17 protein-coding genes are annotated in these 17,783 nt (G+C 64.6%); 5 read left to right on the top strand and 12 right to left on the bottom strand.

The window, feature by feature from the left end:
- Positions 1 to 48: 48 nt before the first annotated feature.
- The gene (locus tag OKW27_RS05260) at positions 49 to 1,629 is read right to left on the bottom strand and encodes an ABC transporter substrate-binding protein (RefSeq protein ID WP_429332758.1); all 1,581 of its coding nucleotides are present in this window, start codon (positions 1,627 to 1,629) and stop codon (positions 49 to 51) included.
- Between the two features lie 314 nt (positions 1,630 to 1,943).
- On the opposite strand from OKW27_RS05260, the gene OKW27_RS05255 reads away from it, so the two are divergent.
- The 3 genes from OKW27_RS05255 (at position 1,944) to OKW27_RS05245 (ending at position 5,087) form a co-directional block, all read left to right on the top strand.
- Positions 1,944 to 2,834, top strand: coding sequence for a GNAT family N-acetyltransferase (locus OKW27_RS05255; RefSeq protein ID WP_429332757.1), 891 nt, complete (start codon positions 1,944 to 1,946; stop codon positions 2,832 to 2,834).
- Between the two features lie 260 nt (positions 2,835 to 3,094).
- Positions 3,095 to 4,495, top strand: coding sequence for an aspartate aminotransferase family protein (locus tag OKW27_RS05250; RefSeq protein WP_187630692.1), 1,401 nt, complete (start codon positions 3,095 to 3,097; stop codon positions 4,493 to 4,495).
- Between the two features lie 88 nt (positions 4,496 to 4,583).
- Entirely contained in the window at positions 4,584 to 5,087 is a 504-nt protein-coding gene (locus OKW27_RS05245) for an Lrp/AsnC family transcriptional regulator (RefSeq protein WP_090811115.1), read from the top strand.
- A gap of 93 nt (positions 5,088 to 5,180) precedes the next feature.
- Here OKW27_RS05245 and OKW27_RS05240 read toward each other — a convergent pair whose 3' ends face one another.
- From OKW27_RS05240 to OKW27_RS05190, 11 genes are all read right to left on the bottom strand, one after another.
- Entirely contained in the window at positions 5,181 to 5,582 is a 402-nt protein-coding gene (locus OKW27_RS05240) for a helix-turn-helix domain-containing protein (protein ID WP_184071916.1), read from the bottom strand.
- Positions 5,583 to 5,593: 11 nt separating this feature from the next.
- Positions 5,594 to 6,766: an NAD(P)/FAD-dependent oxidoreductase gene (locus OKW27_RS05235; RefSeq protein WP_429332756.1), complete on the bottom strand. Its 1,173-nt coding sequence runs from the start codon at positions 6,764 to 6,766 to the stop codon at positions 5,594 to 5,596.
- Positions 6,763 to 8,139 (bottom strand): NAD(P)/FAD-dependent oxidoreductase, encoded by a 1,377-nt coding sequence (locus OKW27_RS05230; RefSeq protein WP_184068216.1) that lies wholly within the window; start codon positions 8,137 to 8,139, stop codon positions 6,763 to 6,765. Before OKW27_RS05230 ends, OKW27_RS05235 begins: the two co-directional genes overlap by 4 nt.
- Positions 8,118 to 8,429 (bottom strand): (2Fe-2S)-binding protein, encoded by a 312-nt coding sequence (locus OKW27_RS05225; protein WP_184044624.1) that lies wholly within the window; start codon positions 8,427 to 8,429, stop codon positions 8,118 to 8,120. The genes OKW27_RS05230 and OKW27_RS05225 overlap by 22 nt, the downstream gene beginning before the upstream one ends.
- The gene (locus tag OKW27_RS05220; RefSeq protein ID WP_184005824.1) at positions 8,426 to 9,202 is read right to left on the bottom strand and encodes an amino acid ABC transporter ATP-binding protein; all 777 of its coding nucleotides are present in this window, start codon (positions 9,200 to 9,202) and stop codon (positions 8,426 to 8,428) included. The genes OKW27_RS05225 and OKW27_RS05220 overlap by 4 nt, the downstream gene beginning before the upstream one ends.
- A gap of 18 nt (positions 9,203 to 9,220) precedes the next feature.
- Positions 9,221 to 9,877 carry an amino acid ABC transporter permease gene (locus OKW27_RS05215; RefSeq protein WP_018422365.1) on the bottom strand — a complete coding sequence of 219 codons (657 nt, stop codon included), beginning with the start codon at positions 9,875 to 9,877 and terminating at the stop codon, positions 9,221 to 9,223.
- A 114-nt stretch (positions 9,878 to 9,991) separates the two neighbouring features.
- Entirely contained in the window at positions 9,992 to 10,795 is an 804-nt protein-coding gene (locus OKW27_RS05210) for an ABC transporter substrate-binding protein (protein ID WP_090811104.1), read from the bottom strand.
- Between the two features lie 77 nt (positions 10,796 to 10,872).
- Positions 10,873 to 12,150, bottom strand: coding sequence for an NAD(P)/FAD-dependent oxidoreductase (locus OKW27_RS05205; RefSeq protein ID WP_429332755.1), 1,278 nt, complete (start codon positions 12,148 to 12,150; stop codon positions 10,873 to 10,875).
- 81 nt (positions 12,151 to 12,231) lie between these two features.
- Positions 12,232 to 12,900: a haloacid dehalogenase type II gene (locus OKW27_RS05200; RefSeq protein WP_184044635.1), complete on the bottom strand. Its 669-nt coding sequence runs from the start codon at positions 12,898 to 12,900 to the stop codon at positions 12,232 to 12,234.
- Between the two features lie 106 nt (positions 12,901 to 13,006).
- Positions 13,007 to 14,500, bottom strand: coding sequence for an aldehyde dehydrogenase family protein (locus tag OKW27_RS05195; RefSeq protein ID WP_429332754.1), 1,494 nt, complete (start codon positions 14,498 to 14,500; stop codon positions 13,007 to 13,009).
- Between the two features lie 488 nt (positions 14,501 to 14,988).
- Complete coding sequence (locus OKW27_RS05190) at positions 14,989 to 15,576, bottom strand: helix-turn-helix domain-containing protein (RefSeq protein ID WP_429332753.1); 588 nt, start codon at positions 15,574 to 15,576, stop codon at positions 14,989 to 14,991.
- Positions 15,577 to 15,893: 317 nt separating this feature from the next.
- Between OKW27_RS05190 and OKW27_RS05185 the strand changes: the two genes are divergently transcribed.
- Positions 15,894 to 16,778: a GNAT family N-acetyltransferase gene (locus tag OKW27_RS05185; protein ID WP_429332752.1), complete on the top strand. Its 885-nt coding sequence runs from the start codon at positions 15,894 to 15,896 to the stop codon at positions 16,776 to 16,778.
- A 6-nt stretch (positions 16,779 to 16,784) separates the two neighbouring features.
- Positions 16,785 to 17,708: a 2-hydroxyacid dehydrogenase gene (locus tag OKW27_RS05180; protein ID WP_090811096.1), complete on the top strand. Its 924-nt coding sequence runs from the start codon at positions 16,785 to 16,787 to the stop codon at positions 17,706 to 17,708.
- Positions 17,709 to 17,783: the final 75 nt, after the last annotated feature.

Raw genomic sequence — 17,783 nt, 5'->3', positions numbered from 1 at the left:
CGAGCGGCGCGGCGGGGGCCACCCGCCGCGTCCGGGCGCTTCAGCGGGTCACGCGTTCCACCACACGTACTCGGCGAAGTTGAAGCCCATCATCGCGCCGGTAGGCACGGGCTGGAGCCCTTGCAAGTGCTTGTCGTTCGCATCGAGCAGGCTCAGGAAGGTCGGGATGCCAATGCCGCCCTGCTCCGATACCAGCACCTGCATGTCGCCGTACATCTGCTTGCGCTTTGCATCGTCGGTTTCCGAGCGGGCCGCGGCCAGCAACTGGTCGAACTTCGGGTTGTTCCAGCCCGACTCGTTCCACGGGGCGTCCGACTTGAAGAACTGCGTGAACAGCACATCGGCGCTCGAGCGCGGATTGACGTTGCCGAACCCGAGCGGATGCTTCATCCAGTGCGTCGACCAGTAACCATCCGCCGGCACGCGGTTGATCTCCAGGTTCACGCCGATCTTCGCGGCGGACTGCTGCAGCAGCACACCCATCTCGATCGAGCCGTTCGCATCGGTCGTCGCATAGATCGGCGGCAGCGTCGTACCGATTGCTCCGGCTTTCTGGAAGTGGAACTTCGCCTTGTCCGGGTCGTGGGGACGCTGCGGCAGCGACGCATTGAAGTAGCGGTGTCCGGGCGGAATCGGCTGATCGTTGCCGATCACCGCATAACCGCGAAACACCGCCGAGCGGATCTGCTCACGGTCGAACAGATACTTCATGCCCTGCACGAAATCGGGGTTGCCCGTCAGCGGGTTGTCGCGGCGCATGATCAGATCGGTATAGAGGCCCGACTTGGTCTCGCGCACCTCGTAGCCCGGCGTCGCGGCAATGCGCTGCGTCGCGCGCGGATCGACGGAATTGATCAGGTGAACATCGCCGGACAGCAGCGCATTCACCCGTGCCGAGTTATCGCCGATACCGATCAGTTCGATCTGGTCGAGGTAAGGGCCGCCGCCGGTCTTCCAGAAACTGTCGTTACGGATGCCGACGGTCGAAACGCCGGGCTTGAACGTCTTCAGCTTGTACGGGCCGGTGCCGACGGCCGTCGTGAAGTCCGTCGTGCCGTCCTTGATGATCACGAATTGCGGCGTGGCAAGAATCACCGGCAGGTCCGCGTTGGCGGAAACGAGCGTCAGCGTGACTTCGTTGGGACCGGTCTGCTTCGCCTCCACGAACTGATCGGCCAGCGTCTTCACCTTCGACGCCGTTGCCGGATTCTTGTGACGCATCAGCGAGTAGACGACATCGGCGGGCGCGAGTGGCTTGCCGTCGTGGAACGTGACGCCTTTGCGCAGTTTGATCACCCACACTTTCGCGTCGCTGGTGTCGATCGATTCGGCGAGATTCATCCTCGGCGTCAGCGACGAATCGAGCTGCGTCAGGCTGCTATAGAACATGAAGAAGCGGATGTAATCGGAGCCTGCCGAACCCTTGGCCGGGTCGAGCGTATCCGCGGTCGAGGATGCGTCGTAGGCCACCCGGATCTTGCCGCCTTTCTTCGGCATGGGTGCCGCGAATGCCGGGCGAGCCCCCGCCAGCAGACCTCCCGCGCCGGTGGCAAGGATGCCGCCGGCGGCCAGCAAACGCATCATGTCACGGCGGCTGAAGCCGCCCGTTTTGATTGGGTCGTCGTACATGCAACTGCTCCTCACTCGGGATTGAACGCGGGGTATCCAGCATTGGTGTTCGACGGCGCTCCGCGTGCTGGTCGCGGCGCGGTGGCATTGCATGAATCGATTTAAGCACTGCAAAAAATGGCGTTGATCGCGTATCGGTGGACTCGACCATTCGAAAACATGGTTTTGAGTGGTCAAAACAGCATGATTTGCCGCTCCTGGCGTTGACCCTGATGTTCTGGACAGGACGCCCCCCACGATGAGAAGTTCGTACTAGTCAATCACCGGGCAACGTGCAACAGTCGCGGCACGGCCGACTATTCACGGAGCGCCCCGTGTCCGATCCAACGCCTCACGCACGTTTCACCTACAGACGCCTGACAGCCGACGACATCCCTGCCGCTCAACGCCTGTCCGCGGCGATTGGCTGGCCGCATCGCCGTGAAGATTGGCGGTTTTCGGCGCGCATCGGGATCGGCTTCGTCGCCGAGACGGCGGGCGCGCTGGTCGGCACCGTGGTCTGCTGGAAGTTCGGCGCGGATCAGGCGACGCTGGGCATGCTGATCGTCGCGCCGGAGCATCGCGGCGTGGGTATCGGCCGCACGTTGCTCGCGCACGCGCTCGACGAGCTTGGCAAGCGTGACATCACGCTCTATGCGACCGAGGCTGGCCAGCCGTTGTGCGACGCGCTCGGCTTCGAGCGCTGCGGCGCCCTCGACCAGATGCAGGGTGCAGCGTTCCGGCCGCCGCTCGTTGCGCTGCCCGCCAACGAGCGGCTGCGCCCGCTCGGGACGAGCGACGCGCAGCAACTCGTCGCGCTCGAATCACGCGCTAGCGGCCTCGATCGCAGCCACGTACTGCCGCCGCTGCTCGATCTGGCCGACGGTATCGCGCTCGATCGCGACGGCGAACTGCTCGGCTTCTCGCTGTTCCGCCGCTTCGGACGCGGCTTCGTGATCGGCCCCGTCGTCGCCAGCGCGTTTCCCGACGCCGTGCGGGCCAAGGCGCTGATCAGCCATTGGCTCGCGCTGAACGAAGGCGCGCTGGTGCGCATCGACGTGCCGCACGGGCACGGCCTGCGCGAGTGGCTAACCGGCCTCGGTCTCGCACGCTCGGAGACGGTCGTGAAGATGCGCCGGCTTGCATCCGCGCCAGCCGATGGCGAGTCGAGCCGCGCCGACCCGGGGCTGCATCAGTATGCGGTGATCGCGCAGTCGCTCACCTGAGCCAGGTGAAGCCACGCTGAACCTGAACCCGCTGCACCGCGGCGCCTCTCTCTTCCACACGCAAACACGCTCGCTCATGCACGGCAGCGTTGGGGTTCGCCCTGCTATTAAGCACACGCAGCAGAAAATGCTGTCTGCAGGGTGAAAAACGCTGCGTCGACGCTCTTTAGGCTTTTTTTTGGCTGAACGGCACGCATACGGCTGTCGCTACTATCGAGGGGTGACTCTTACCTGATCGCCACGTGCGGGGAACCACCATCATGTCAAACTCATCGCTGATCGACGCCGACCGCAAGCACCTGATTCACCCGGTCATCAACTATCGCGCGCACGAAGCGCGCGGCACCACCGTACTCGAATCCGGCCAGGGCGCGTATCTGCGCGATATCGACGGCAACGAACTGCTCGACGCATTTGCGGGCCTGTGGTGCGTGAACGTGGGTTACGGCCAGCAGAGCATCGTCGAAGCGGCGACGCGCCAGATGACGAAGCTGCCCTACGCGACCACCTACTTCCACTTCTCGTCGGAACCCGCGATCGAACTGGCCGAAAAACTGGTGTCGCTTGCGCCCGCTTCGCTGCAGCACGTCTATTTCACGCTCGGCGGCTCCGATGCGATCGACTCCGCGATACGCTTCATCACGCATTACTTCAATGCAACGGGGCGCCCGGCGAAAAAGCAGATGATCGCGCTCGAACGTGGCTATCACGGATCGTCGTCGGTCGGCGCGGGGCTCACTGCGCTGCCCGCGTTCCACCGCAACTTCGACCTGCCGCTGCCGCACCAGCACCATCTGCCGTCGCCGTATGCGTACCGTCAGCCGCAAGGCAGTGACGCGCAAGCGCTGATCGCCGCATCCGTCGCCGCGCTCGAAGCGAAAGTCGCGTCACTCGGGGCGGAGAACGTCGCCGCGTTCTTCTGCGAGCCGATCCAGGGTTCGGGCGGCGTGATCGTGCCGCCGGTCGGCTGGTTAAAGGCGATGCGCGACGCGTGCCGTCGCCTCGACATCCTGTTCGTCGCCGACGAGGTCATCACGGGCTTCGGTCGTACCGGCCCGCTCTTCGCGTGCGAGGCCGAACAGGTCGAGCCGGATCTGATGACGGTGGCGAAGGGGCTGACCTCCGGTTATGCGCCGATGGGCGCGGTGCTGATGTCCGACGAAATCTACCAGGGCATTGCAGGCGATGCGCGCGATACCGCGGTCGTCGGTCACGGTCAGACCTACTCCGCGCATCCGGTGAGCGCCGCCATCGGACTCGAAGTACTGCGGCTCTATCAGGAGGGCGGTCTGCTCGCGAACGGCATCGCGCAGGCACCGCGCTTTGCCGCCGGGCTCGACGCGCTGCTCGCTCATCCGCTGGTGGGCGACTCGCGTCATCGCGGGCTGCTCGGCGCGCTGGAACTGGTCGCGGACAAGAACTCGCGGGCACGCTTCGATCCGTCGCTGAAGCTGCCGGACCGGATCACGGCCGCAGCCTACCGCAACCGCCTCGTGTTCCGCGCATTCGGCGACAGCATTCTCGGTTTCGCGCCCGCGCTGTGCTTCGGCGAGGCCGAGTTCGAACAACTGTTCGGCCGTCTGCGGCGCACGCTCGACGACGTGCTCGAGCAGGCGGAGGTGCGTGCCGCATTGCGCGGCGCGAGCCGCGCGGCCGCCTGAGCGCGTGATAACATCGGCCTGCGCGTTGCTTGACCAAGGCGAAGCGCAACGAAGCGAAAAGCAGAACCTTCGACGGGCAGACCGATACATGACGACAAGCGGCGACACGAAGCTGGACCGGATCGACCTGCGTATTCTTTCGCAACTCCAGAAGAAAGGCCGTATCACGAACGTCGAGCTTGCGGACGCCGTGGGGCTCTCGCCGAGCCCCTGTCTGATTCGCGTGAAAAGGCTTGAAAAGGCCGGCTATATCGTCGGCTACGGCGCACATATCCAACTGCAGAAACTCGGTGACGTGCAGATCGTGTTCACCGAGGTCACGCTCGCCGACCATCGTCGCGAAGACTTCGCCAAGTTCGAGGCGGCGATCCGTCCTGTGGACGAGATCATTGAATGCCATCTGGCGAGCGGCGGCTACGATTACCTGCTGAAGTTCGTCACGCGCAGCGTCAATCATTATCAGAGCGTGATCGAAGGGCTGCTGGAGCGCGACATCGGCATCGAGAAGTATTTCAGCTACGTCATCATCAAGACGCCATTCGTGAAATCCGAATACCCGCTGGAAACGCTCTTCTCGCAGCAGCATCAATGAAGCGGTGATGGTTTCGGCTACGCGCAGCCGGCCCGATCGGGTCGAATGCGTTCGAGGCCACCGGCGCGACGCCGGTGGCCTGTCGACTTGCAGTCAACCATTCGCGCTCAGCCATTCCCCCGGCGTTCTGCCAAGCACACGTTTGAAGTGCCGGCATAGATGGCTTTGATCGAAGAAGCCCACCTCGGTCGCCACGATCGACGGCGGCAAGCCTCGTCGCAACAGGCGCTGCGCATGCCGTACGCGCACTAGCCGCACATATTGCTGCGGCGACACGCCAATCTCCGCGCTGAAGCGCACCGCAAACCTCGAAATGCTCAACTGCGCGACGGCCGCCAGTTCGGACAGGCTGATTGGCTCGGCGAAACAGGCATCGATGAAGTCGAGCGCACGCTGCACGGCGCGGCTCACGCGATTCGGCGCGCGCGTCGGATGACGGCTCGCGCCCGCAAGCTCAGGCGCGGATGATGACGAAGTTGGGCTCAGGCTCAGCATCGACGCTCCGCTCACGCAACGCGCGACGTGGGCGGCACTGTCGGTGCCGTCTCCCGACTGGCCGCGAAGCGGCGGATGTCGAACGGCTCGAGCGGCGTGCTGGTGGCGCCGGTGTCGATCAGTTCGGCCATCGTGTCGCCCACGCCCGGACCAAGCTGAAAACCGTGGCCGCAAAAACCGAACGCATAGAACAGGCCGCTGGTCGTCCCGCTTGCGCCCATGATCGGCTTGTCATCGGGCATATAGCCTTCCACGCCGCTCCACACCCGGATGATGCTCAGCTTGCGCAGCATCGGCGCGACCCGCTGCAGCTGTCTGAACTGCAGCAACGTGCTTGACGGGAGAACCTTCGCGCGGCGTTCGTCGAGATACGCAGGTGCACGCGCGCAGCCGCCGATCACGATATTGCCGCGCGCGACCTGGCGGAAATACACCACCTCTTCGATCTGCGGCGACGACACGCCGACCACCGGCTGGATCGCATACGGCACGGGTTCGGTAACGGCCATCTGTGGACCGTTGACGGCGATCGGCACCGCTTCGCCGAATTGCTCCGACAGCAGGTTGCCCCACGCACCCGCCGTGATCAGCAGCACGGGCGCATGAAACGTGCGGCCGTCGGCGCTCGTGGCGCGAAACTCGGCGCCCTCTTTTTCCACCGTCACGACATCGCAGTTTTCGACGATCTGCGCACCGAGCCGAGCCGCGGCGCGGGCGAACGCGGGCGCCGCGAGGCGCGGATTCGCGTGCCCGTCCATCTGCGAATAGGAGCCCGCCAGCACCTCCGCACCGAGAAACGGAAACCGCGCGCGCAGCGCGTCGCCGCGCAACAGGTCGAGCTTGAGACCGTAGTGCGCGGCCTCCTTCGCATAGGTTTCGAACTGGTCGGCCTGCTCTTCGCGATAACAGACGCGGACATGGCCCGACATCAGAAACTCGGCGTCGTGCTGGATCAATTTCGGCAGACGCCCCCAGATTTCGCGCGAACGGTTCGCCAGCGGCAACTGCGGCAGAAAGCGCCCTTGACGGCGCACGTTACCGAAGTTGGTGCCGCTCGCCTGCTGCCCGACGAGCTGGCGCTCGAGCAGGATCACCGAGCGGCCCCGCTGCCTCAGAAAAAATGCGGCGGACGCACCCATGAACCCGCCGCCCACGATCAGAACATCGGCTTGTGCACGGTTCACTCGGTATCCTCCACGGTTGCAATGGCCAGCGGCTTGACCGGCGCCTGTCCACGAAGTCTGCCAACCTGCTCGAGCGGCACGTTCGCCGCCGCCGCGATCACCTCCGCACCCGCATGGCCGCAGTAACGTCCCTGACAGCGCCCCATACCGACACGGCTAAAGGCCTTCGCACGGTTCGCTTCCTGCGCGCCTTCATCGCGCACCACGCGGCGCAGTTCGCCCGCGGTGATGCCTTCGCACCGGCAAACGATCGTATCGTCGGACAGACGCGCGGCCTGCGCGGCAGGCCACGCAAACGCCTCCACGAGACCCAGCCGGAAGCGATCCATTTTGCGCTGTTCGCGCGTCAACGCGTCGAGCGTGGTCGCCGCAACGGGCCGCCCGAGATCGCTCAGCGCAGCGTGGGCCGCGAGCCGTCCGGCGACCTCGGCGCCGTCCGCGCCGAGCACGCGCGCGCCATCGCCCGCAATATAGACGCCCTTTTCGCTACTGCGACCGAGTTCGTCGATTTGCGGCACCCATTGCCGCGTGATCGCGTCGAAACGGAACGCACAGCGCGCGAGATCGGCAAGCTGGGTTTCCGGCCGCAGGTGATAGCCGAGACCGACCGCGTCGCATTCGACCTGCGCGACGTTGCCGCGCGCATCGCGAAAGCGTACGCCAAGCACGCCGTCGTCCGGAGTGCCGAGAATTTCGAGCGGCTCGATGCCGTTTTCCACCCGCACGCCTGAGCGCTTCAACGCGCTCACGAGCGCGCGGCCCTTGCGCAATACGTCGACGCGCGCCAGCAATTTGGGCAGCGCGCGCAAGCGCGCACCGGTCTTCGACGTGTCGAGTACTGCCGCTACCCTGGCACCCGCCTGCACATACTGGTTCGCGACCAGATACAGCAATGGGCCGGTACCCATGAAAACGACCTGACGGCCAATCGCGCAGGCCTGCGACTTCAGCGCGATCTGCGCGGCACCGAGGCTGTAGGTACCGGCGAACTGCCAGCCTTTGACCGGCATCAACCGGTCGGTCGCGCCGGGGCACAGGATCAGCGCGTCGTAGCGCAACACGCTCGCGTGTCCTTCATGCACGATATGCAACTTGCCTTGCGCGACGTTCCACGCCAGCGTCTGCGGACGGTAATCGATCTGCGGGCGCAGTCGCTCGAAAGTTTGATGGAGGTTCTCCGCGCGCGCGGCTTCCGTGCCGTACAGCTTCGAATACGGCCGCGTGAAGCCATCGGGCTGACGCCGGTAGATCTGGCCGCCATCGCGCCTGCCTTCGTCGACGACGATCGGGCGGATGCCGGCCGCCAGCAGCGTTTGCGCGCAGCGCACCCCTGCAGGCCCTGCGCCGACGATTACGATGCGAGGTTCGGCCATTGCGCCTCCGGTTGCGTCGTGACGACGCGCATGCCTGCTTCGACCACCGTGGTGCAGGCGCGCAGCCGCTCGCCGTCCGCGGTCCATACCCAGCAGTCCTGACACGCGCCCATCAGGCAAAAGCCCGCGCGTTGTTCCGCGCCGAACTCGGACTGCCGCACATGCCGCACCGAGCACAGCATCGCAGTGAGCAGCGTGTCGCCGGCCAGCGCTTCGACCGGCGCGCCGTTGATCGTCAGTTCGACTTTGGCGCGAACCGTCTCGCCTACGCGTACGAATCTGCCGTTCATGCCGCGGCTCCTGCCATACCGTCGGGCGCGACATGAGCGTCGCTGCGATTGGTCAGCACGTGGCGCAGGAACTCGCGGGTGCGCGCCTCGCGCGGCGAGCCCAGCACCTGCTGCGCCGTGCCCTCCTCGATGATGAGTCCCGCGTGCAGAAAACACACCCGGTCTGCCACCTCACGCGCAAAGCCCATTTCGTGGGTGACCACCAGCATCGTCATGCCTTCCCGTGCGAGGGTGCGCATCACGCCGAGCACTTCGCCGACCAGTTCTGGATCGAGCGCCGAGGTCGGCTCGTCGAACAGGATCGCCTTCGGCTTCATCGCGAGCGAGCGCGCAATCGCCACCCGTTGCTGCTGCCCGCCCGAAAGCTGATGAGGATAGGCGTGCAGCTTGTGGCCGAGCCCCACCTTGTCGAGCAGTTCAGACGCTTCGCGTTGCGCGTCCGCGCGCGCGAGGCGCTTGACGTGCACCGGCCCTTCCATCACGTTCTCGAGCGCCGTACGGTGCGGGAACAGGTTGAAGCGCTGAAACACCATGCCGACCTGGGTGCGCAACTGGTTGATGTTACGCGCGCGCTGTTCGACGCGCTCGCCGAGCAGACGAATTTCGCCTTCGTCGTATGACTCCAGCGCGTTAATGCAGCGCAGCAGGGTTGACTTTCCCGAGCCCGACGCACCGATCAGGCAGACCACTTCGCCCTGGCGGACGTTGAGCGAAATGCCCTTGAGAACGGGTACGGTGCCAAAGCTCTTGTGCACATTCGTGATTTCGATCATCGCATCCTCACTTCGCACTTATCTCGCCCTGTGCCGACCGAAACGTCGTTCAAGCGTGCGGGTCATGCTCATCAGCGGCAAGCTCATCGCGAGATAGCCGAGCGCGACGAGCGTATATACCGTCAGATTCTGAAACGTCGACGACGCGATCAGTTGGCCTTCGCGCGTCATTTCGGCGACCGTGATGGTCGACGCGAGCGATGAATCCTTCAGCATCATCACGAGCGTGTTGCTGTACGGCGGCAGCGCGACCTTGATCGCCTGCGGCAGGATCACCCGTATCATCGTCTTCACGCGGCCCATGCCGATCGACTGCGCGGCTTCGTACTGGCCCGGATCGACTGCCTCGATACCCGCCCGGAAAATTTCCGCGACGTAAGTCGAGTAACCGAAACCAAGCCCAATGATGCTGGCTTGCAGCGCCGACACCTGGATGTGGATTTCCGGCAGCACGAAGTAGATGTAGAACAGCAGCACGATCATCGGCAGGCCGCGCACGACGTTGATCATCGTGCTCACACCGCGTACGACGAGGGGATAGCGCGACATCTTCAGCAATGCCCAGGTCAGGCCGAGCACGGTGCTCAACACCAGACAACCCAGCGTGATGACGATGCTCATCACCGCGCCTTGCAGCAAAATCGGTACAAAGTCGGCTATATCTTGCCAGTGCATGTCGTGCCTTCCATTGCTCTTCGTATTCGTTCAGTCCGCCGCGCCGCTGCGCGACGGACCTGGCAGAACGAGTCCCGCGTCGCCGCGGGCACGGCTCTTTTCACGCGAAGCCAATCAGCTCACCAGGTGCCACTTTTTGAGGATCGCGTCGAGCGTGCCGTCGGCCTTCATTTTCGTCAGCGCGTCGTTGATCTTCGCCATCAGCGCGCTGTTGCCCTTCTTCACCGCGATCGCGATGTCGAACTTTTCCATCGGCACATACGCGTCGTCTACCCGCGTCCCCGCCATCGCGCCCGCTGCTTCCTGGGCCTTCAGGATCGGATAGTCGTTGAAGCCCGCGACGATGCGGCCAAGCGCGACATCGCGCGTCATGTCGGCGGGGCTGTCGTACATCTTCACTTCGGTGAAGATGCCGAGTTTCTTCAACTGATCGCCGTAGTCGGTACCGGTCGGCGCCCCGACCGTCATGCCCTTCAGGTCCTGCACCGAGTGATAGACCGCCTTGTTCGTGTCCTTCACGATGATGCCTTCGCCAAACGCCGTCACCGGCTGCGAGAAATCGACCACTTCGGCGCGCTTCGGCGTCGGCGTCATGCCGGCAACGATGATGTCGATCTTGCCCGATACCACCGACTGGATCAGCGCCGAGAACGGCACCGCGTCGTACGACACGTTAAAATTTTCGCGCTTGCCGATCTCCTTGACGACATCCGGCATCAGGCCTTCGATCTGCTGTGTCTTCACGTTCATGAACGTGGTCGGCGCGCTCGACGGCGGCGAGCCGGCGGTGAGCGTCGCCGTTTCCGCAGCGTGGGCGGCGCCGAACATCATCGTCATCGCGAGGCCCGCGCCGGCGGCAAAGCGCTGCACAGTGTTGAAGCGGACGGCGGCTGCAGGCTGGAACATGAAACGCAACATGGGGATTTCCTCTGGGAATAGTGATTTTCAATCTATGCGCTGCCCGACCATCTAACGGTAGCGATCAGTCGATCCATTCAATGCAGTACATCCTGCAACCTGTAATACGCGCCGACGAGCGGCAGAAACCACGCGCGTCCAAAATGTCCTGGAATCGCGGGCCATTCGAGCGTTCGCCACGGATTGCGCGAGGCGGCGCCGAACATCACGTCGGCCATCAGACGACCCATGTGCACGGACATCTGCACACCGTGGCCGCTGTAGCCCATTGAATAGAACAGTCCTTCATGCTGGCCTGCGCGCGGCAGCCGGTCGGCCGTCATGTCGACGAGGCCGCCCCAGCAATAATCGATGCGCACGTCGGCCAGTTGCGGGAAATAGCGCGCGAGGCCATCACGCAGAATCCGCCCGCTTTTCTCGTCCGAACGCGGATTCGACATCGCGAAGCGCGCGCGGCCGCCGAACAGCAGACGCTCGTCCGGCGTCGCACGAAAATAGTTGCCGATGTTCAGCGTCGTCACATACGAGCGGCGCGTCGGCAACACCGCATCGAGGCGCGCCTTGCCCAGCGGCTCGGTTGCGACGATGAAGCTGCCGACGGGCGCGATGCGGCGCCGGAACCATTGCAGCGGACCGACCTGCGACGCACCGGTGGCAATCAGCACGCGCTCGGCGCGTACCGTCCCGAGCGGACACTGCACGTCGAACGCGTTGCCGCCGAGCGGCTTGAGGTTCGTCACCGGCGTGTTCTCGTAGATCTGCGCCCCACGCCGTGCGGCTGCCGTGCCGAGACCCACGCCGAATTTGCCCATGTGCATCTGCATGCCGTTGTGTTGCACGAGGCCGCCGAAAAAGCTGTCCGACCCGATCTCGTTGCGAATCTGCTCGGGCGGCACGAGTTCGACATCGGAATCGACTTCGCGCCGCAACACCTCGTACGACTTCGCGAGCGACGCGAAATGCTGCGGTTTCGCGGCGAGTTTGATCTTCCCGGAGTGGCGCAGATCGCAATCGATCTGCTCCTCCCCGATGATCGTTTTCACCGTTTCGACGGCGCCGGCATACGCACGGTAGAACTCGGACGCGCGTTCGCTGCCGATGCGCGCGGACAACGCGGCGTAGTCCTGCGCGACGCCCGTATTGCAATGGCCGCCGTTACGGCCCGATGCCTGCGCCGCGAGTCGGCCCGCCTCGAACACGATCACCGACATGCCACGTTTGGCCAGCTCCAACGCAGCCGACAGCCCGGTGAAGCCGCCGCCGACCACCGCAACGTCCACCCGCTGCGGTAGCGGACCCTGGGCGCCGCCGGTAAAGCGTGGCGCAGTGTCGAGCCAGTAGGAGTCGAGCTTCATCGTGATGCGTTCCTGTCGGTTGGTTGCGCCGCTTTCAGCGGCGCGCGGGAAGCGATGTCGTGAGAAGGCCGGACGTACGAATCAGAGGCCGAGCAGCGATGCCAGTTGCGGGATGCCCGACACTTCGTTGACGCCGTAATACGGGTTCAGCGGCTCGTGACTGCGGTTGACGAACGCCTTGTGTTTGATGCCCATGTCGTACGCGGTCATCAGGTCATAGCGGAAGCTCGACGACACATGCAGCACGTCTTCCGGATTGCAGTCCAGTTGCGAGAACATGTACTCGAAGGCTTTCTGCAGCGGCTTGTACGCCTGTGCCTGCTGGGCGGTGTAGACCTTGTGGAACGGCGCGCCGAGCTTGTCGACGTTGCTGTGGATCTGGTCGTTCGACGCATTCGACAGGATCACGAGCTTGTACTTCGAGGCCAGTCGCGACAGCCCTTCCGGCACGTCCGCGTGCGGGCCCCAGCTCGGCACGGCCTCGTAGATCTTCAGTGCGGTCGCTTCGTCGAACGGCACGCCGGTGCGTTCGCAGGTGCGGCGCACCGAGTTCACGACCACGTCGCGATAGGGCTTCCATGCGCCCAGCACTTCGTCGAGGCGGTAGCCACGGAAGAACTCGACAAACTCATCCATCTTCGCCTTGTCCAGCTTGTCGCCGTAAAGCTCGCGCGCGGTCTGGCCCATCTGGAAGTTGGTCAGCGTGCCATAGCAGTCGAAAGTGATGTACTTCGGCTCGAAATCGATCATGGTCAACATCCTGTCGTCGTGGCGAACCTGGTTGCAGGCTCGGGGTTCAGTTTCGGGTTGAATCAGTGCGGTTGATGCTTGCGTATATCAGGTGTAAAGCCGTGTTTCACAGCGTTTCGAAATCGATCAGCACGCTCTTGTGCCGCATGCTCGCCACCATCGCTTCGCGGCCGAGATCCTTGCCGATACCGGACTGGCCGAAGCCGCCCGTCGGAATGATCATGTCGCCGCTGCGGCCGTAACGGTTGATCCAGATGGTGCCCGCGGCGATGCGGCGCATCGCCCGCAGCGCCTGACCGATGTCGCTGCTATGGACCCCCGCCGCGAGACCGTAGATCGGATGCGCGGCGAGCGCGATGCCCTCTTCCTCGTCGGCGAATGTCTGTACCGTCAGCACCGGGCCGAATAGTTCCTCGCGCACGGCGGGGGTCTCTGAAGTCACATTGGCGAGCAGCGTCGGGCGGTGGAAATAGCCTGCGTCGGTGCCTTCGAAAAAGCCGCCGCCGAAGATCACTTCCGCGCCACTCTCGCGGCTCTGCCCGATCAGCGCTTCGATGCGTCGCGCCTGGGCGCCACTGATGATCGGCGAATAAGCGGTGCGGCTGTCCCACAGCGGGCCGGGCTCGATCGGCTGCAGTTGCCGTTGAATGGCGGCGATCAGCGGCTCGGCAATGCGCTCGTGCACGATCAGCCGCGTGCCGGCCACGCAGGCCTGGCCGCCGTTGGCCGTAAAGCCGCGGGCGACACAGCGCGCCGTATGCTCGAGGTCCCGCACATGTTCGAACACCAGTTGCGGGCTCTTGCCGCCGAGTTCCAGCGTGACGGGCTTGGTGCCGTGCATCGCGGCGTCGCTCATGATCGCGGCGCCCGTGCGGGTCGAACCGGTGAAGCTCATCTTCGAGATGCCTGGGTGACGCGTCAGCGCGGCGCCCGCCGTCGCTCCACGGCCATTCACCACGTTGAAGATGCCCGGAGGAATGCCGGCTTCGATGGCGAGTTCCGCGAGACGCAGCGTCGAGAACGGCGTCATTTCCGACGGTTTCATCACGACCGCGTTGCCCGCCGCGAGCGCGGGACCGCACTTCCATGAACACATCGACAGCGGAAAATTCCACGGTGTAATCGCACCGATCACACCGTACGGCTCCGATGCAACAAAACCGAGACTGTCGCGGCGCGTGGCCGCGATATCGCCACCGAGCTTGTCGGCCAGCTCCGCGAAGAAGCGGATCGCCTCCGCGGTGAACGGCACATCTGATGTATAGCTTTCCGTCACCGGACGCGTCGAGCTGACCGTTTCGAGTTGGGCGAGGCTCACCGCATCGCGATCGATCAGATCGGCCCAGCGGCTCAACACCTTCGCGCGCTCGCGCGGAGGGCGGGTGCCCCAGCCGCTCGTCTTCCATGCCGCTAGCGCATTGCTGACTGCGTGATCGACGGTGGCGTCCGAGGCGTCCGGCACATGGCCAAGCAGCGCGCCGTCCGACGGCCGGTGAACGGCGATCTGCGCTTCGCCCGCCGAATAGTACGCACCGCCAATGAAATGCCCCTGCGGCAACGGCACGGCTGAAGGATCGAAATCGAGTGACGGAGTGGACATGTCCGGCCTGATCAGTAGGTTCAAGTGTGTGGTGCCGCGTGCGCATACGCACTGATGACTGCGGCACCACTCGGCACTGCTGTTCGCCATCGCGACCGCCGAATGAACGAACATCGGATGAAGTTCATTTTAATGAACACGAAATGAAATACTAGTGGTCAAAAATAAACTGTGTGAAAAGTTCGTTGTGCGCTGCAATACATTGCGTGCCTCGGAGAGCACACCGCCGCACTGGTGGGCACGGGCCGCAAGCCCGCACGGCTGGGGCGCGCACGAGCGAGGCGACGCGACACGCCCGTTCCGTCGTGCAACGCAAAACCGAAAAGTGAATGAGAGAAAGGCGTTGACGTCAGCCGCCGTCCGTGCGAACCGGACGCGACGCGTCAGAGCGAGCGGGGAAAAGAGAGGGAAGACAGCGCCGCTTGCCACACGACATGCGGCTCCGGTACAACAAACAGATCAAAGATGAATGACGGGCGGCTGCGTGTTCATGATCCACAGCAAACGAGCAGTCTCTTCCTGCTTTCGTTACGCACGCTATGCGGCACCGTGCTCTTGAACTGGAAGCTGTCTCCCGCGCGCAGTTCGGAGCGCCGGTCGCCGACATTCAGCACGACCGTGCCTTCCAGCACCAGGCCCGCCTTCTCGCCGATGCCCACCAGCACCTCTTCGGAACCGGAGCCGGCCGGCAGCATGATGATCATCATCTGCAAATCGTGATCGCCATGCGGCGACAGCAATTCTTTCTGCATGCCGTTCTTGCCGACTTCGAACAGCGGCCGCTCGGCCGCCTTGCGCACGAAATCGCCGGTGATCGGGTCCGAGACCGCGTCGTCTTCTTCGAGCAGCGCGGTCAGCGGAACCTCCAACGCCAGGCGCAGGCGCTCGAGAATACGCACCGACGGATTGGCCTTGTTGCGCTCGACCTGACTGACGGTGCCGACCGACACGCCCGCGCGCATCGCCAGTTCGTTGATCGACAGACCCTGCGCGACGCGCAGCGCGCGCAGACGAGCGCCGACGTCGCCGGGACCGGGGTCGGCCGTGCGCTTCTTGCTGAGCTCGGTTCGCTGCATGTGTCTCCCGTTGATGACGCTGCGGCCGGCTGCCCATGTGCCGCCGGTGCGGTTGTTGTGCTGGGCGCGCACGGTCGCATCCGATGAGGCGCCAGCCGCTTCGTTACAATGAACGCCCGTTCAATTTTCAGCATTATATTGAATATAGCACCCGCGGGGTGAACGCCAAAAATACCTGTGCAATTGCGTTGCGCGTCGCTGCCGCCGTGAAGCAGACCCGACCACACACCGGCCCGAATAACAAAAAGATCGTCCTATGAAGCAGGCACCGGGAATGCCACAGTCTAGGCTGATCATGCCGCCAGCAGGAGTTTGCAGTGTCCGAATCAACCGTGAAGAAATCACTGACCTATCGCCGCTTCACTGCCGATGACATCGCCGCCGCGCACGGCCTCTCGGTTGCGGTGCGCTGGCCGCACCGCGCCGATGACTGGCGCTTCATGTACGACGCCGGCACCGGCTTCGTCGCCGAGGACAATGGCGCCGTGATCGGCACCGCGCTCTGCTGGAAATTCGGCGCGGACCGCGGCACGCTCGGCCTCGTGATCGTCTCGCCGGACGAACAGGGCCGCGGCATTGGCCGCAAGCTGATGGAACTGGTGCTCGAAGAACTGGGCAACCGCGTGACCTTCCTGCACGCAACGGTCGCGGGCAAGCCGCTTTACGAAAAGCTCGGCTTCGTCAGCTGCGGCGGACTCACCCAGCATCAGGGCGCGCTCGGCAGCGTGGCCGCTGTCGCGCCGCCGGCCGGCGAACAGTTGCGTGCCGCGAGGCCGGACGACACGCCGAAGCTGATCGAACTCGCGTCGCGCGCGAGCGGCTTCGACCGCAGCGCGACGATACCGGCGCTGCTCGAGTTCGCGCAAGCCGTGGTTCTCGAACGTGACGGCGAAGTGGTCGGTTTATCGCTGTTCCGTCCGTTCGGACGCGGCTACTCGGTTGGACCGGTGGTCGCGCAGCATGGGTCCGACGATCTGCGTGCCCGCGCACTGATTTCGTACTGGCTCGCGCAGCACGCCGGCGACTTCGTGCGGATCGACGTGCCGGACGACGCCGGCATCAACGATTGGTTGACCCATGTCGGCATGCCGCGCGTCGACTCGGTCGAAAAGATGGTGCGCAACGCGCCCGCCGACTTGCGCGAGGTGGCCCCCGACCCGGGTTGGCGCGCGTTCGGCATCATCAATCAGGCGATGGCGTAACCGCCGATGACCGTCCTCTACAAGGCCGATCCGGTGCGTGGAGCGCTATGGGCCGAGCGCTTCGCGCAGCTGGCGCCCAACGTGCCGTTCCGGGTGTGGCCGGACATCGGCGATCCCACGGCCGTGCGCTATCTGGTCGCGTGGCAACCGGGAGACCTCGCGCTCACGCTGCCGAATCTCGAAGTGGTGTTTTCGGTCGGTGCGGGAGTCGATCAACTGGATCTGTCGCAGATTCCGGCGCATCTGCCGGTGGTGCGGATGCTCGAGCCGGGCATCGTCGAAGGCATGGTCGAATATGTCACCGAGGCGGTGCTGGCGATTCACCGCGATCTGTTCGATTACGGGTTGCAGCAGCGGGCGCGCGTCTGGCAGCCGATGCCGTTGCGCGCCGCCGCGTCGCGTCGAATCGGCGTGCTCGGCCTCGGCATGCTTGGCCGCTCGGTACTGGAGCGTTTGCGGCTGTTCGGCTTCGCCTGCGCGGGCTGGAGCCGCTCGAAGCACGAGCTCGAAGGGATCGACTGCTATGCGGGCGAGGCCGGGCTCGATGAGTTGCTTGCCCGTGCCGACATCCTGATCTGTTTGCTGCCGCTCACGGACGCCACGCGCGGCCTGCTCAGCCGGCGGGTATTCGACATGCTGCCGCGAGGCGCGTCGCTGGTTCACGTCGGCCGCGGACCGCAACTCGTCGGCGCCGATCTGCTCGACGCGCTGCAACGCGGGCAGATTCACAGCGCGGTGCTCGATGTCACCGACCCGGAGCCGTTGCCCGCCGACCATCCGCTGTGGGCGCAACCGCGCGTGCGCATCACGCCGCATATCGCGAGCGCGACGCGGCCCGAACCGGCCGTCGATGCGGTACTGGAAAACCTGCGCCGCTATCGCAGCGGCGAGCGGATGAACGGCTTGATCGACCGGACGCGCGGCTACTGATACCCATGCGCGGCCCGCCCCCCGAACGCAACCCCATTTCGCCATCCGCGCGGCGTCAGCAGACGGCGCGCGATC

Source organism: Paraburkholderia sp. 35.1, from assembly GCF_050436525.1.
GTDB classification, from domain to species: Bacteria; Pseudomonadota; Gammaproteobacteria; order Burkholderiales; family Burkholderiaceae; genus Paraburkholderia; species Paraburkholderia tuberum.
Note: the sequence above shows the minus strand (reverse complement) of the source record. Positions and strands in the feature narration are given on the sequence as shown.

Coding starts and splice junctions, on each gene's coding strand:
- OKW27_RS05260 (WP_429332758.1), bottom strand. CDS start 1,629: ATGTACGACGACCCAATCAAAACGGGCGGCTTCAGCCGCCGTGACATG.
- OKW27_RS05250 (WP_187630692.1), top strand. CDS start 3,095: ATGTCAAACTCATCGCTGATCGACGCCGACCGCAAGCACCTGATTCAC.
- OKW27_RS05245 (WP_090811115.1), top strand. CDS start 4,584: ATGACGACAAGCGGCGACACGAAGCTGGACCGGATCGACCTGCGTATT.
- OKW27_RS05240 (WP_184071916.1), bottom strand. CDS start 5,582: ATGCTGAGCCTGAGCCCAACTTCGTCATCATCCGCGCCTGAGCTTGCG.
- OKW27_RS05230 (WP_184068216.1), bottom strand. CDS start 8,139: ATGGCCGAACCTCGCATCGTAATCGTCGGCGCAGGGCCTGCAGGGGTG.
- OKW27_RS05225 (WP_184044624.1), bottom strand. CDS start 8,429: ATGAACGGCAGATTCGTACGCGTAGGCGAGACGGTTCGCGCCAAAGTC.
- OKW27_RS05220 (WP_184005824.1), bottom strand. CDS start 9,202: ATGATCGAAATCACGAATGTGCACAAGAGCTTTGGCACCGTACCCGTT.
- OKW27_RS05215 (WP_018422365.1), bottom strand. CDS start 9,877: ATGCACTGGCAAGATATAGCCGACTTTGTACCGATTTTGCTGCAAGGC.
- OKW27_RS05210 (WP_090811104.1), bottom strand. CDS start 10,795: ATGTTGCGTTTCATGTTCCAGCCTGCAGCCGCCGTCCGCTTCAACACT.
- OKW27_RS05205 (WP_429332755.1), bottom strand. CDS start 12,150: ATGAAGCTCGACTCCTACTGGCTCGACACTGCGCCACGCTTTACCGGC.
- OKW27_RS05200 (WP_184044635.1), bottom strand. CDS start 12,900: ATGATCGATTTCGAGCCGAAGTACATCACTTTCGACTGCTATGGCACG.
- OKW27_RS05195 (WP_429332754.1), bottom strand. CDS start 14,500: ATGTCCACTCCGTCACTCGATTTCGATCCTTCAGCCGTGCCGTTGCCG.
- OKW27_RS05190 (WP_429332753.1), bottom strand. CDS start 15,576: ATGCAGCGAACCGAGCTCAGCAAGAAGCGCACGGCCGACCCCGGTCCC.
- OKW27_RS05180 (WP_090811096.1), top strand. CDS start 16,785: ATGACCGTCCTCTACAAGGCCGATCCGGTGCGTGGAGCGCTATGGGCC.